This window comes from Alteromonas sp. 009811495 (assembly GCF_028865455.1).
Classification (GTDB): domain Bacteria; phylum Pseudomonadota; class Gammaproteobacteria; order Enterobacterales; family Alteromonadaceae; genus Alteromonas.
The window spans coordinates 4,312,886-4,326,071 of sequence record NZ_CP113972.1 but is presented as its reverse complement, the minus strand read 5'-3'; the positions used below and the strand labels follow the sequence as shown (position 1 = coordinate 4,326,071).

At 45.5% G+C, this 13,186-nt stretch carries 14 protein-coding genes; 9 read left to right on the top strand and 5 right to left on the bottom strand.

Features of this window, described 5'->3' with window-relative positions:
* Positions 1 to 3: 3 nt before the first annotated feature.
* Positions 4 to 1,002 (top strand): putative metalloprotease CJM1_0395 family protein, encoded by a 999-nt coding sequence (locus OZ660_RS19345; protein ID WP_274742073.1) that lies wholly within the window; start codon positions 4 to 6, stop codon positions 1,000 to 1,002.
* A gap of 81 nt (positions 1,003 to 1,083) precedes the next feature.
* Here the strand turns inward: OZ660_RS19345 and OZ660_RS19340 are convergent, their stop codons facing one another.
* The 3 genes from OZ660_RS19340 to fkpA form a co-directional block, all read right to left on the bottom strand.
* Positions 1,084 to 3,432, bottom strand: coding sequence for a Tex family protein (locus OZ660_RS19340; RefSeq protein WP_274742072.1), 2,349 nt, complete (start codon positions 3,430 to 3,432; stop codon positions 1,084 to 1,086).
* Between the two features lie 198 nt (positions 3,433 to 3,630).
* Positions 3,631 to 4,116 carry a transcription elongation factor GreB gene (gene greB, locus OZ660_RS19335; protein ID WP_159625524.1) on the bottom strand — a complete coding sequence of 162 codons (486 nt, stop codon included), beginning with the start codon at positions 4,114 to 4,116 and terminating at the stop codon, positions 3,631 to 3,633.
* Between the two features lie 741 nt (positions 4,117 to 4,857).
* A complete protein-coding gene (gene fkpA / locus OZ660_RS19330) occupies positions 4,858 to 5,640 on the bottom strand; it encodes an FKBP-type peptidyl-prolyl cis-trans isomerase (protein ID WP_274742071.1) in 783 nt (260 codons plus the stop codon).
* Positions 5,641 to 5,838: 198 nt separating this feature from the next.
* On the opposite strand from fkpA, the gene OZ660_RS19325 reads away from it, so the two are divergent.
* The 3 genes from OZ660_RS19325 (at position 5,839) to OZ660_RS19315 (ending at position 7,319) form a co-directional block, all read left to right on the top strand.
* Positions 5,839 to 6,771: a WD40 repeat domain-containing protein gene (locus tag OZ660_RS19325; protein WP_202266145.1), complete on the top strand. Its 933-nt coding sequence runs from the start codon at positions 5,839 to 5,841 to the stop codon at positions 6,769 to 6,771.
* An 8-nt stretch (positions 6,772 to 6,779) separates the two neighbouring features.
* Complete coding sequence (locus OZ660_RS19320; RefSeq protein ID WP_274742070.1) at positions 6,780 to 7,028, top strand: SlyX family protein; 249 nt, start codon at positions 6,780 to 6,782, stop codon at positions 7,026 to 7,028.
* 132 nt (positions 7,029 to 7,160) lie between these two features.
* Positions 7,161 to 7,319 carry a hypothetical protein gene (locus OZ660_RS19315; protein WP_201283870.1) on the top strand — a complete coding sequence of 53 codons (159 nt, stop codon included), beginning with the start codon at positions 7,161 to 7,163 and terminating at the stop codon, positions 7,317 to 7,319.
* A gap of 100 nt (positions 7,320 to 7,419) precedes the next feature.
* On the opposite strand, the gene OZ660_RS19310 is transcribed toward OZ660_RS19315, so the two are convergent.
* The gene (locus tag OZ660_RS19310; protein WP_274742069.1) at positions 7,420 to 8,520 is read right to left on the bottom strand and encodes a DUF748 domain-containing protein; all 1,101 of its coding nucleotides are present in this window, start codon (positions 8,518 to 8,520) and stop codon (positions 7,420 to 7,422) included.
* Positions 8,521 to 8,763: 243 nt separating this feature from the next.
* On the opposite strand from OZ660_RS19310, the gene OZ660_RS19305 reads away from it, so the two are divergent.
* Positions 8,764 to 8,967 carry a hypothetical protein gene (locus OZ660_RS19305; RefSeq protein WP_159625531.1) on the top strand — a complete coding sequence of 68 codons (204 nt, stop codon included), beginning with the start codon at positions 8,764 to 8,766 and terminating at the stop codon, positions 8,965 to 8,967.
* Between the two features lies 1 nt (position 8,968).
* Positions 8,969 to 9,163, top strand: a complete 195-nt coding sequence (locus tag OZ660_RS19300; protein ID WP_159625533.1) for a hypothetical protein — start codon at positions 8,969 to 8,971, stop codon at positions 9,161 to 9,163.
* A 102-nt stretch (positions 9,164 to 9,265) separates the two neighbouring features.
* Here OZ660_RS19300 and OZ660_RS19295 read toward each other — a convergent pair whose 3' ends face one another.
* Entirely contained in the window at positions 9,266 to 9,472 is a 207-nt protein-coding gene (locus OZ660_RS19295; protein WP_159625535.1) for a YheV family putative zinc ribbon protein, read from the bottom strand.
* A 175-nt stretch (positions 9,473 to 9,647) separates the two neighbouring features.
* On the opposite strand from OZ660_RS19295, the gene OZ660_RS19290 reads away from it, so the two are divergent.
* Genes OZ660_RS19290 through OZ660_RS19280 form a run of 3 tightly spaced genes read left to right on the top strand, consistent with a single transcriptional unit; the run spans position 9,648 to position 13,138 of the window.
* Entirely contained in the window at positions 9,648 to 11,600 is a 1,953-nt protein-coding gene (locus OZ660_RS19290) for an ATP-binding cassette domain-containing protein (protein ID WP_274742068.1), read from the top strand.
* Positions 11,581 to 12,087 carry a TIGR02444 family protein gene (locus tag OZ660_RS19285; protein WP_274742067.1) on the top strand — a complete coding sequence of 169 codons (507 nt, stop codon included), beginning with the start codon at positions 11,581 to 11,583 and terminating at the stop codon, positions 12,085 to 12,087. The genes OZ660_RS19290 and OZ660_RS19285 overlap by 20 nt, the downstream gene beginning before the upstream one ends.
* 19 nt (positions 12,088 to 12,106) lie before the next feature.
* Complete coding sequence (locus tag OZ660_RS19280; RefSeq protein WP_226431791.1) at positions 12,107 to 13,138, top strand: hydrolase; 1,032 nt, start codon at positions 12,107 to 12,109, stop codon at positions 13,136 to 13,138.
* The last annotated feature ends 48 nt before the right edge of the window (positions 13,139 to 13,186 follow it).

Here is a 13,186-nt window from a genome sequence, read left to right as displayed (position 1 = left end):
ACGGTGAATATCGTAACCCCAATTCTCAACGCCATTGCCTACCCTACCGCGAATATCAATACTGAGTCTGCCCGTCGTGATAACGTGCAGCGCGAAACTATTCCACAAACCAGTGATGCCGAACAGGGGGCGTCGCAAAAAGGTTTAGGTTCGGAAGCTGATAAGGCAAAAAGCCCTGGTCAGCCGCCTGCCCCGGTTACATACGAACGTCCGCAAGTTCAAACTGAGCTTCAAGCGGCGTTCCAAAATGTCTTTGGCCAAAATAAAGACAATGCGCAAGATGAAAGTGCAGGCAAGCAAGATGCACAAAACGAGCAGCAGGCTCGTCAGCGGGAACAACAGCAAGAGCAGCAAGACACCCAAGAGATCGAGCAGCTCAAAGCGCGTGACCAAGAAGTACGTACCCACGAGCAAGCCCATGCTGCGACGGGAGGCCAATATGCAGGCTCTCCTCAATATGAGTACACTACAGGCCCTGATAACAAGCGCTATGTCACCGACGGCGAAGTTTCAATTGATATTTCTGAAGCACAAAGCCCAGAGCAAACATTGCGCAAAATGCAACAGGTGCGCGCAGCGGCGTTAGCGCCAGCTCAGCCATCATCTCAAGATTTAAAAGTGGCAGCTGAGGCCGCACAAAAAGCATTTGAAGCAAGAAGCGACATAGCTGAAGAAAATCGCGAAGCGCGAGAGAGCGAAAGTAGTGATGGTGTAAGTGCAAGTGAGCCAACGATACCTTCTATCGATGATATCACTGATACCGCAGGCGTCGAGCGTCCCACACGTAGTCTAGACGATGCTGTCTTAAAAACAGAGCAAGGCAACAGTAGTGAGGATACATCACAAGGCGCTTCAAGCGAAGTAGGCACTCGCTCGCTTAACTTTGGCAATGCGAGTGAACTGAACGGTGACAATGCGATACAGGCGCGCATAGGCCGCATACAGAACGCTTATACACAAGCCTACACTCCTGCGCGCGAAGGGTTATCGCTTCAAGCGTAATCGACTTTTTGCTACTTACGCCTAGCAGCATTGTTTATGCGCTACTTTTTGATGAGGGTAGCGCAAACTCCGAGTTAAATATTACTTTTTCGCTTTAGCAAAGGCATCGGCAAACGCATTGCCCATGGCACTGTTTTGCACTTGGTTGCTTCGACTCTGTCCGCCCCTTTGTTGCCCTGATTGCTTGCCTTGCCCCTTGTTTGGTCCTTTATTCGAGCCCTTACCCGTACGCGGCCCTTTGTCTGCTGAGCCACTGGCTTGGTTTGGCGTATCGTCAAGGCGCATGGTAAATGAAATGCGTTTGCGTGGTACATCTACCTCTAGCACTTTAACTTTGACAATGTCACCCGCTTTTACCACTTCACGGGGGTCAGATATAAACTTGTTAGTTAGCGCCGATATATGCACCAGCCCATCTTGATGCACGCCTACATCGACAAAGGCACCAAAATTGGCCACGTTACTTACAACGCCTTCCAAAATCATGCCTGGCTTAAGGTCATTAATGGTTTCAACACCCTCTTTAAATGCCGCGGTTTTAAATTCTGGGCGAGGATCGCGTCCTGGTTTATCAAGTTCTTTCAAGATGTCTTTTACGGTAGGTAGACCAAACGCTTCACTGGTGAAGGTGTCGGGCGACAAACTTTTCAGTAACTCAGTATTGCCAATGATGTCGTTGACTGCCACAGCAGTGGTGTCCACTATCTTGTCTACAACGGGATAAGCTTCTGGGTGCACCGCAGAAGCGTCTAGCGGGTTTGTCCCGTTAACAATCCGCAAGAAGCCGGCAGCTTGTTCAAACGCTTTTGGACCTAAACGTTCAACGTTTAGTAAGGCTTTTCTGTCAGGGAAAGCCCCATTGGTATCTCTGAAGTTTACAATGTTGTGCGCGAGAGTTTTGTTCAAGCCAGACACATAGCTTAGTAACGCAGGGGATGCCGTATTTAGGTCTACCCCTACAGCGTTTACGCAGTCTTCAATCACGCGGTCTAGCGACCTACCTAACTGACTTTGGCTTACGTCGTGCTGATATTGGCCAACACCAATAGCTTTTGGCTCAATTTTTACTAGTTCTGCAAGTGGATCCTGTAAACGGCGAGCAATAGATACAGCACCACGTAGCGACACATCAAGTTCTGGCAATTCTTTGGAAGCCAATTCTGAAGCCGAATATACCGATGCCCCTGCTTCACTCACCATAATTTTCTGAGCACTCAAATCACTGTTGTTTTTCAACATTTCAGCAACGAGTTTATCCGTTTCGCGAGAGCCTGTACCATTCCCTATACTGATAAGGTCAACCTTGTACTGTTTGCACAATGTCGTAAGCGTACGAATCGATTTGTCCCACTGGTTTTGTGGTGCATGAGGGAAAATTGTGTTGGTCGCTACAACTTTGCCTGTTTGGTCTACCACTGCGACTTTTACACCAGTGCGCAAGCCCGGATCGAGGCCCATGGTAGTCTTCGCGCCAGCGGGCGCGGCCATGAGTAGGTCATTCAAGTTCTTAGCAAAGACCTCAATAGCCTCTTCTTCAGCGCGTTCACGCAAGGTACTAAAGAGTTCAGTCTCCATGTGAAGACCAATTTTGATTTTCCACGTCCACTGCACGACTTGAGTAAGAAAGTCATCTGCACTGCGACCGCGATGCATAATGTCGTAGTGGCTCGCGATAATGTGCTCACAATGTGATGGACCGCTTTCTTCATTTTGCGGATCGGCATCTAACTGAATGTGAAGCATGCCTTCATTGCGCCCTCTAAACATCGCTAGGGCGCGATGTGATGGCACTGTTTTGTACTTTTCGCTGTGCTCGAAGTAGTCTTTGTATTTTACCGCTTCTTTTTCTTTGCCCGGTGCAACGGTGCTTTTGAGGTGGGCATTTTCCACCAAGTAGTGACGAATTTTACCAAGCAGGGCGGCATCTTCAGCAAAGCGTTCCATAAGGATATATCGCGCACCTTCAAGTGCCGCTTTGGTATCAGCAACACCCTTTTCGGCATCGACATACGACTGCGCAGTAGCGTCGATATCGGTATTAGGGTCGTTGAACAAGGTATCGGCAAGGCCTTCAAGGCCAGCTTCGATGGCGATTTGCCCTTTTGTGCGTCGACGTGGCTTATAGGGTAAGTACAAGTCTTCTAACGTGGTCTTGCTCTCTGCGCCGACAATACTCGCTTTTAGCGTATCGCTGAGTTTGCCCTGCTCTTCAATCGACTTAAGAATAACATCGCGACGCTCTTGTAGCTCACGCAAATAAGTGAGGCGCTGTTCTAGGTTACGCAGTTGGGTATCGTCGAGCCCCTGTGTGACTTCTTTACGATAACGTGCAATAAAAGGAACGGTTGCTCCTTCATCAAGAAGTTTAACGGCAGCAGTAACTTGCGAAGGTTGAACGGCAAGTTCTTCGGCAATTTTATTGATAATCATAAGTCGCTCTAAAGTGCAAAAATTCGCGATAGGAAAGTGCGAATCAACGATGTGTTAACTGCCCGTGGCACACAGCGTTACGAGTGAAAAATTGAGCGGTGAGTATAGCACCGCGGTTTAATATAAGTCGTCTGATCATTATTGCTTTGAAAGGCGCGTAGCCAAAGAGATTGTCATATCTACGTTACACAAGGTGGCTTATAGCTTGTCTGTAGGGTCATACCAAATTCGGTTGATCCACCATTCCTTGGTTCCGGTTTCAGTTTTAACTGTAAATTCATCATCTTCTTCTTTTCCAACCAACGCGCGCGCCATGGGCGAATCGATAGAGATATAGTCTTTGCGGCCGAATATTTCATCGTAACCGACAAGACGCAGTTCCATCACTTTGCCGCTCTCGTTTTCAATCTCTACCCATGCGCCGAAAAAGACTTTGCCTTCTTGCTGCGAGTCGTAATCTACAACCTTCAGGTTTTCTAGACATTTACGCAAATAGCGCACACGGCGGTCTATTTCGCGTAGCTTCTTCTTGTTGTATTGGTAGTCGGCATTTTCACTGCGATCTCCTAGGCTAGCTGCCCACGTTACTTTGCGTGTTATCTCTGGCCGTTCCTCTCGCCATAGAAAGTCGAGTTCTTGCTTAAGTTTTAAGTAACCTTTGCGGGTAATAAGAGGTGTTTTCACAATGTCCTAAAAGCAATATTTTTCTATACCTCTTACTTTATGAGGGTATTGCGCAAAAACGCAATCTTTAGTGCGTTTAAAAATGACTTAATACAGAGAGTTTGAATATTTATTGAACATAATCTAAAAGTGTAGTGTCGTAGTATAAATAATAGACAATCCACTAGGGGAAACTAATGCGTAACAACTTACCTTTGATTAACCGAAGGCGATCGGATCAAGATCCCTTGCAAACCAGCGGTACTATCATAGGTTTTATGCTTTTTTTAAGCGGTGCGCTGTTCTTGTTGTACGCCTTACTCGATATTGTTGTTCGTCTTAAAAGCATCGAAACCGTGCTGTATCTTATCGCCGGTTGCACAATGTATAAAATAGGGCACTCGTTGCTTAATTACTTTGCTACCTTAAAAGTCCCAACTGAAAGAAGGCGTGCACCCCAGCGATAACGGGCGTTAAAACTTAAGGTTCTAAGCGTACTGCTTTAAGGTTAAATTGTTACAAGAAAGTGACGCTCGCGAAGTGCAAAATTGCCGTTTTCAACTATGCTTAAAGAGTGATTCGAGGCACCAAGCATATTGAATAACCCACTTTACTATTTGGGTACGCGCGTGGTGAAAATCCACTAGCTCGTAGGGAAAAGGTAGGCAAGGATTACGCTGACTCACTAAACAAAAAAGCCGACGCATTGTGTGTCGGCTTTCTCTTTTATATTCCCGCAAATAGAGGACGTTCGCTCAGTGATTACTCAGCAGCTTCGTCTGCTTCTGGCTTAACCACTTCAAGTAACTCTACATCAAAAACAAGTGTAGAGTTTGGTGTGATTGCACCTGTTGAGCGTTGACCATAGGCCAATTCTGATGGAATGTGGAAGCGGTATTTCGCGCCTTCTTTCATCAGCTGTACGCCTTCAGTCCAGCCTGCAATAACGCGGTTAAGTGGGAACTCAGCAGGCTCACCACGCTTGTAAGAAGAGTCAAACTCAGTACCGTCTAGCAAGGTGCCGCGGTAGTGGACTTTTACCACATCTGTTGCTGCTGGGCTGGCGCCCTCACCTTCGGTCAGTACTTCGTACTGAAGTCCAGAGTCAGTGGTGACAACACCTTCGCGTTTACCGTTTTCTTCTAGGTAAGCTAAGCCTGCTTCAATGTTTTTCTCAGCAGCTTGGGCAGCCATTTCTTGTTGTTTAGCACGCAGTACTTCTTCACCTTGTTGAGCAATTTGTTGAATCTGCTCTGGAGTGAATTTTAGTTTATCTGCAAGGCCATCATTGAACCCTTGCTTTAAGGATTCTTGGTCTAGTTCAAGACCAAGCGTAGCTTGTTGTTCAGCGCGATTGCTAACAAATAAACCCATGCTTGCGCCCATGGCATAAGCCTGCTTTTGTGAATCTGTCATTTCTTCTGCAGAGACAGAAGTTGTTTTTGCACTATCAGCGTTAGAAGCGGCCTCATCTGTGGTGTTTGGCTGGCAAGCGAAAAGGCCTAGCGCAGCGATAGTAGATAAGGCAACGAGCGACTTCTGCATAAAAACGTCTCCATTAATTTTTATCATCATGCGTCTATGTCTATACTGCTGCATCCAAGGCAGTGTGCACGATAGTTTAAAGATGCGTGATCCATGCTATGTTAAACCTAGCGTTTACAAAGCGAAACCCATTTGATTATGTTTAAGGCCCAAATGTTCCTCAGAATAGTGTTACTCGTCGTACTTATTGGCGTATCCATAGGGTGTTCTGTTCCTGATACTACGCCAATACAACAGTGGCGTCATGTAGAAGAAGGCGCATATGCCGCAGATATCTCTACAGATGGCACCATTTCGGTGTTATCTGGCGTTGATAATGGCATTAATGTATGGCGCATTGGTGAAGATGAGCCTTTGTATCACTGGGGACACCAAGGTGAGGGTAACAACTTAGTCATGTCAGTGCATATTAGTGCTGACAAGCGCTATATCGTTACTGCTGACCGCGAAGCGTTTGCTCTGTGGAGTATGGAAACTGGGGAACCGGAAGGGTTTTGGCGCATCGATGAGTCATCAATTCGCGACGTAGCAGTAGCGAATAATGGCGATGGTATACTTGTCGCGCGCTCTAGTGGAAAGGTCATGTACTTTGAGCCTCGCACATCGAGGCGTTTAGAATTTCTTGGCCATCAGGAAAAGGTAAATTCCATTGATATTTCGCCTAATGGTAAATATGCCCTTACTGGTGGCAATGATTATATTGCTTATCTGTGGAGCACAGAAACGGGTCAAATTATTCACACGTTCACTCACCCAACGCGCGTAACAAAGGTGGCACTAGACGATGAAGGTCGGTACGCCTTTACTGCTGATAGTAAAAGTAAGTCACAGATATGGAATGTACAAACTGGCCAAGCGGTGAGTGCACTTAACTTTGCGTCTCGTCAGAAAATATTTACTGATGTTGAATTCTCGAAGGATGGTAAGTATTTACTTACTGGTTCGCCTTCGCGAAAGGTTTATTTGTGGGACATTAAAACAGGTGATCAGCTGCAAGCCATTCAGGTGGCATCTCGAGAAACTATCTCTCCGCCTACCGCAGTTGTGTATGGCGTCGCCTTCATGCCAGATGGTAATATAGTATCAGCAAGTAGCAGCGGCCTAGCCGAAGTATGGCAACGAGAGAAATAGAGACAAGCATGACTGACACACGTATAGCAGCTTTACAAAAACAGCTGGATACCGCCCATAGTTATATTGAAGAACTGCAAACCAAAGTAGCCTTCCAGGAACATACTATTGATGCCCTTAATGATGCATTGTCTTCACAGCAGCAACAGTTGGATGATATTGCGTTTAAGGTGCGCCATGTTATCGACAGGGTGAAATCGATAGAGCCATCAAATATTGCTAAACAATCTGAAGAAACGCCCCCTCCCCATTACTAGAGTGTGTTGATCATTTAATTCGTTATGGGTTATCGCGCTTTGAACTAGCGATTTAGTTCACTAAAAGTGACTGCCCCATTTATAATTGAATTCGATTTATTTTTTACGAAAACACGATAAGGGCACGTTGTAATGAGTGACTTTGATATGGATGCGTTTGACAACCTTGATTTCGACGCCATTGAAGAAACTGTGACACAGAAGCAGGCAGAGAAAGACAAGCAAGAAAGTCAGCAAATTGAAGGCATGCGAGATGGTGCAAATGACTGCGGTGATAGCTGTACGATTTAGTATGCTGCCAGTTGTTGCCTTGCTAGCAACAAAAGTATTTATCTTTCGCAGGAGCTAGAGCGATAAAGCACAGTATAATCACGGGTGTATTGTGTACATCCTAGTCTGTGCTTTCTTGTTGTGACTTATCAACATCAAGTCTTTCCAACTCAATGGTTTTTTCTACATCACCATTGAAGGCCTGTACAAAAGCGTTTTTTAAAATAGCAGTGAAGGCATCCCATGTTTGCGCTTCTGGGTCAGAAATATCACCTTCAATGGGGATCCGCGTTGCAATCTGATCTTTACTTTGGTTTTCGAAAAGCTCAGTCACTAATGCTGAAATGGCTTCAATACTACCTTCAAAAAAACCATCGCCATCTTGCTGGATATCACCTTTCCAGCTAAACACTTCTACGTTGTGCAAGATGGGCTTCACATAACCTTTTACTTTGCCTTCGTTTGACGCGATTTCAGCGGCAAGTGTCATTGTGCCTGCTTCCAAGTCAAAGGGTGCGTAAGTGTCTAATAGATTCTTAAAATTGACCAAGCCCACATTATCTGCGTGTATATCAATATCGAAAGTGGGGGCATGGGTAGCCGGATTAAGTTTGGCGTCTACTGTTAATGTGCCTTGCTCTGCAGTCTGTCCAGTTGCTTTACCGGTGGCCACTCGTGTATCTGACAATTTATCGCTGTTTACAAGGTTATTAAGCTCAAGTTGAATATCATGCAGTGAAATATCAATAGCGGGGGTGGTATCAGGGTTATAAAAAGCAACTTTGCCATTGTTTATCGCTAGTTTATCAATGCGTAATGGAAATAGCTGATCGGCAATAGAGAGCCAATTTTCGTTCTTACCAGACTGACGTTTTTCGCTGGCATTACTGTCAATAAAGTTTATCTCAGGCGAATTAACCACCACGCGACCTACTGCTGCACCGTCTAATAGTTGTGTCCAAGAAAGCGTAAATTCGACATAGTCGGCTTTAAATAACGGGCGGTCTACTTCGCCATTCGCCTTGTATAGCAATACGTGTTCAAGGCTGTACGCGCCTCGCCATAACATAAGGTCAACATCACCCACTCGGCCATCGTAATTGCCTGGCTGGCTCAATGTATTGTTGATATACCACGCTACCGCATAAGGTAAACTGACGCGCACAGCCCCAAGCGTGATTAGCACTGCAAGCAACATGGTAACAACGCGTGTCCTACTCATCACTGTTCGCCTTCTCGTTACGTATAAGTAACTGGGTTTTAAATTGGTTCATCGTTTTAAATCCCAATGTGTTGTCCTAAAGCCTTCAAGAACTGTACCTAAAGCGAGTTTGCTCACCACACGCGCTAAGCAATGAGTGAATTGCGCAAAATTCTAGGCGTAAGATCAGGTTCATTTTTGCCTGTGTTATGCCATGCTTTACAGGTAGCAATCAGGCTACGACTTGTATCTAAGGAAAGAACAATGCAACAACTACAAATGAACGAAATTACGATGGTAAGCGGCGGTTGTGCTGAATACTGCTGGGGCGACTTCGAAATGGGGGCGCTTTTCGCCAACACATTAGGCGGTGCTGTCGCGGGCAGTTTCTCTGGCCCAATGGGCATGCTGGGCGGCGGCGTGGGTGCTGCTGTAGCATACATGTTTGACGTTATGTGGACTGACTAACATGGCTATCGTTTTTTGGGCATTTTTGGTAAGTGTTGTCGCAGGCTTATTACAGCTTTACATACTTGGTGATGTTATTGAACGTATGTCTGACAATGTCAAACTAGCTACCTATTTCGTTTCAGGAGGTGTTACGGGACTGGTGTTTGTGGCCACGAGGTGGCTGCTATTGAAGCGCTCAAAAAGCGAGACCTAATGTTTAAGAAGTGTGAACGATAACATGTTCACACTTCTTTATCGCACTTTTCACATGCCTGCAGTATGTGACTTCTACGCAGCATTTTGAAAAGATTACGTACTAGTGTGGTTTAAAAATACCGATAACGTCTTCGTTTGCACGTGTTACTGCACTGACTTTTTCGTCAGTTTGGGCTTCGTGATAACCACACGCAACACACTCTAACTTTTCCACGTTATTCTCAAAATAGAGCGAAATAGTATCTTGCTCCTGGCATTTAGGGCAGGTTGCTCCTGCAACAAAACGACGTCTTACGCGGTTTGACATACATACACCTTTGTGGAAATTCGCACGTATTATACGTTAAACAGGCGTTACTGATCAGCTATTCCCCCAAGTTTTTGTTATTATGCGAGTGAATAAACGTCATCAGACGAAAGCTGTGTAATGCTTGTACTAACTGGTATTATACGCGCCCTCAGTTGTTCATCGCAGGTAATTCATGATCAAGCTTTCTAACGTTTCATTGCTTCGCGGCCGCAAAATGCTGCTAGAAGACGCGTCTATGCAGGTATTCCCTGGCCATAAAGTAGCGCTTATTGGGAGTAACGGATGCGGTAAATCTACGCTCTTTGCACTTCTGAGAAATGAGTTAAGCGTTGATGCTGGCGACTGCAGTGTTCCAAGCGATTGGCGCATAGTGAGTGTCGCGCAGGAGACTCCTGCATCTGATCGTAGTGCAATAGACTACGTGATTGATGGCGATAAGCACTTACGTGCACTTCAAGCTCAATTGGCTGAAGCAGAAGCCCGTGAAGACGGCGTGCAAATAGGCCAGCTACATGGTCAACTAGAGCAAGCGGGCGCGTACGATGTTGAGTCTCGCGCTGCCACTATTTTGTCTGGACTTGGATTTACCAATCAACAGCTTAGCGCGCCTGTTACCGACTTTTCAGGTGGATGGCGTATGCGCTTAAATTTGGCGCAAGCACTTTTGTGTCCGTCAGACCTATTATTGCTGGATGAGCCAACAAACCACTTAGATTTAGATGCGGTAATTTGGCTTGAGAAATGGTTACAGCGCTATAACGGTACATTGCTATTAATTTCTCACGATAAAGCATTCATTGATAACACCGTTGCTCAAATCGTTAGCGTTGAACATCAAAAACTGATCACGTACACCGGCAACTATTCTGCTTACGAAACTCAACGCGCTGAACGCATTCGCTTGCAAAACTTAGAGTATGAAAAGCAACAGGCAAAGGTCGCTCATCTCAATTCATTTATTACCCGATTTAAGGCTAAGGCGAGTAAGGCTAAGCAGGCTCAAAGTCGTATCAAGCAGTTAGAAAAAATGGAAGTGTTATTGCCAGCGCACATGGCGAGCCCATTTAGTTTTGCCTTTGCTGCCCCTACGGCATTACCGAATCCTTTGGTGCAGATGGAAAATATCCAGCTCGGCTATGAAAATCACATTGTGTTAGAGCATGTGAAGCTCAATTTAGTACCGGGTAGTCGTATTGGTTTATTGGGGCGAAATGGTCAAGGTAAATCAACATTAATTAAACTCCTTGCTGGCGTACATGCGCCCAAACAGGGCATATTTAATACGGCCAAGGGGCTTAAGATAGGCTATTTTGCGCAGCATCAGCTAGAAACACTTGATGCCAACGCTACGCCGTTATTGCACTTACAGCGAATAGATGAAAAAGCGACAGAACAACAACTTCGTGACTATCTTGGTGGTTTTGGCTTTAACGGCGATGAGGCACTAGCGCCAGTTGCTCCTATGTCGGGTGGCGAAAAAGCGCGCTTGGTACTTGCCCTTATTGTTTATCAAAAGCCTAATCTATTGCTTCTCGATGAACCGACCAACCATTTAGATCTTGAAATGCGCCATGCACTAAATATCGCGCTTCAGGGGTTTGAAGGTGCCATGGTACTGGTTTCGCACGATCGTTTCTTATTGTCTTCAGTGTGCGAAGACTTTTACTTAGTGGACAGTGGTGCGGTTGAGCCATTCAGTGGAGACTTAGACGACTACCGCGATTGGATCTTGAAGCAACAGGCTGCAGAAAAAGCAAAGGCAAATAGCGACGCGAAAGAGGAAGCGCTTAAAACAGCAGGTGATCAAAGTAAGCCAGAGCGTAAAATTGACCGTAAAGAAGAAAAGCGCCGCGAAGCCGAATTTAGGCAGAAGATAGCACCTTATAAAAAAGCAGTAGAAAAGCACGAAAAGGCCATGGAAAAACACACTGCTGCACTTAATGACGTTGAAGCGTCGCTGTCTGATACTGCGCTTTACAACGAAGAAAACAAATCAACGTTGATGCAGTTACTTGATAAGCAAACCAAATTAAAGCAGCAGTTAGAAGAAGAAGAAATGGCGTGGCTAGATGCGCAAGAGCAAATTGAATTGGAGCGAGAAGCTTATGACAGCGCCAACGCCTAAACTCGATACAAAAACGTTTTGGCAATACAGTGTAAGTCGTTATACCTCTGCGGATATCGCACCTTTAGCGTTAGTACTTCAAGATAACCATGGCGTAAATGTAAACGTTCTCTTGCTTGTATGCTGGTGTTTGGAAAATAATGCCATCATAAACTTAAGCCAGCTAAAAAACGTTATAGCGTCGACGTCAACGAGCGAAGCGAAATTGGTAGCACATCGCGCTCTTCGCAAAGCCGCCCATCCTGAAAAAGGTGGCGAAAGTGCACATTACGAGGCATTAAAAGCGGAAGAACTGGCCCTAGAAAGGGCGCAGCAGAACGACATGATCACTGCGTTTAATGCCGAAGAAGTGAGTTGTTTACCGCCACAAGTTCAAGCTGGTAATGTATTTAACGCCTCTATCGCTGCATTCATTAATGCTTATGGCTTAAGAGAGAGTAGCGAAGCGCGTCGCCTAATAAGTCTAGTTGTTAACCAATTACCGTAACAAAAACATAAGAAATAGAATGAGTAAATCAGCGCTATCGCATGGAAAAATAATTAAAAGCAGCTTTAAAGTGCCAGGGTGGGCCAAAAATCGTCATGTGCAAACAATATGGCCGCGCTTTATTCAAAAACGTCTTCCCCTTTCTTACGAAATGGAGCGACTCACATTACCTGATGATGATTTTGTTGATGTTGCATGGGGGCCAAAGCCACAAGAGACGTCTGGGATCGTGGTGCTATTTCATGGTTTAGAGGGTAGCATCAAATCTCATTACGCCAACGATATGATGGCACAGTTATCGGTTAATGGCTGGCAGGTAGTGATGATGCATTATCGCGGTTGTAGCGGTGTGCCTAATTTAAAAGCTCGCGCCTACCACAGTGGTGAGACAGAAGATCCCAGCTTCTTTTTACAATGGCTTCATGACAAATTTCCCCGTATCCCTAAAGTCGCAATTGGCTTTTCATTAGGGGGAAACATGTTGCTCAAATTATTGGGAGAAAACCCCGCACAGCGTTGGCTTAAAGCCGCTGTTGCTATTTCGTCGCCGTTAAAGCTCTCTGAGTGTGCTAAGTCGATTAACCAAGGTTTTTCACGGGTATATCAGAAGTATTTACTCACGAGCATGAAAAACACGCTACGCAAAAAAATGGAATACATCGACTATCGCAAATTGATCCAGTTGACCAAAAGCGATGTGGATAGCATGACCAGTTTTACGCAGTTTGATGAGAAGATTACGGCGCCACTACACGGCTTTGCTGATGCCCAAGACTATTACGAAAAGTGTAGTGCGTACCATTTCTTAAGCGCTATTCACTGTCCTACCTTAGTGCTTCACAGTATTGACGATCCGTTTATGAATCATTTAATTGTGCCTAAAGAAGAAGAATTAGCGCGCAATGTGACCGTTGAGTTGAGTGAGAGAGGTGGTCATGTGGGCTTCATGCAAGGCTCTATGCTCAATCCTAAAGTGTGGCTGCATGAGCGCGTTAAACGTTTTGTGAGTGAAGTGTTACCTGTTGACAGTACCTGCAGTTACTCAAAGTAGCGACCTGTCATGAACACCATTGATAGTGTTAACGTAGACCTACCGGAG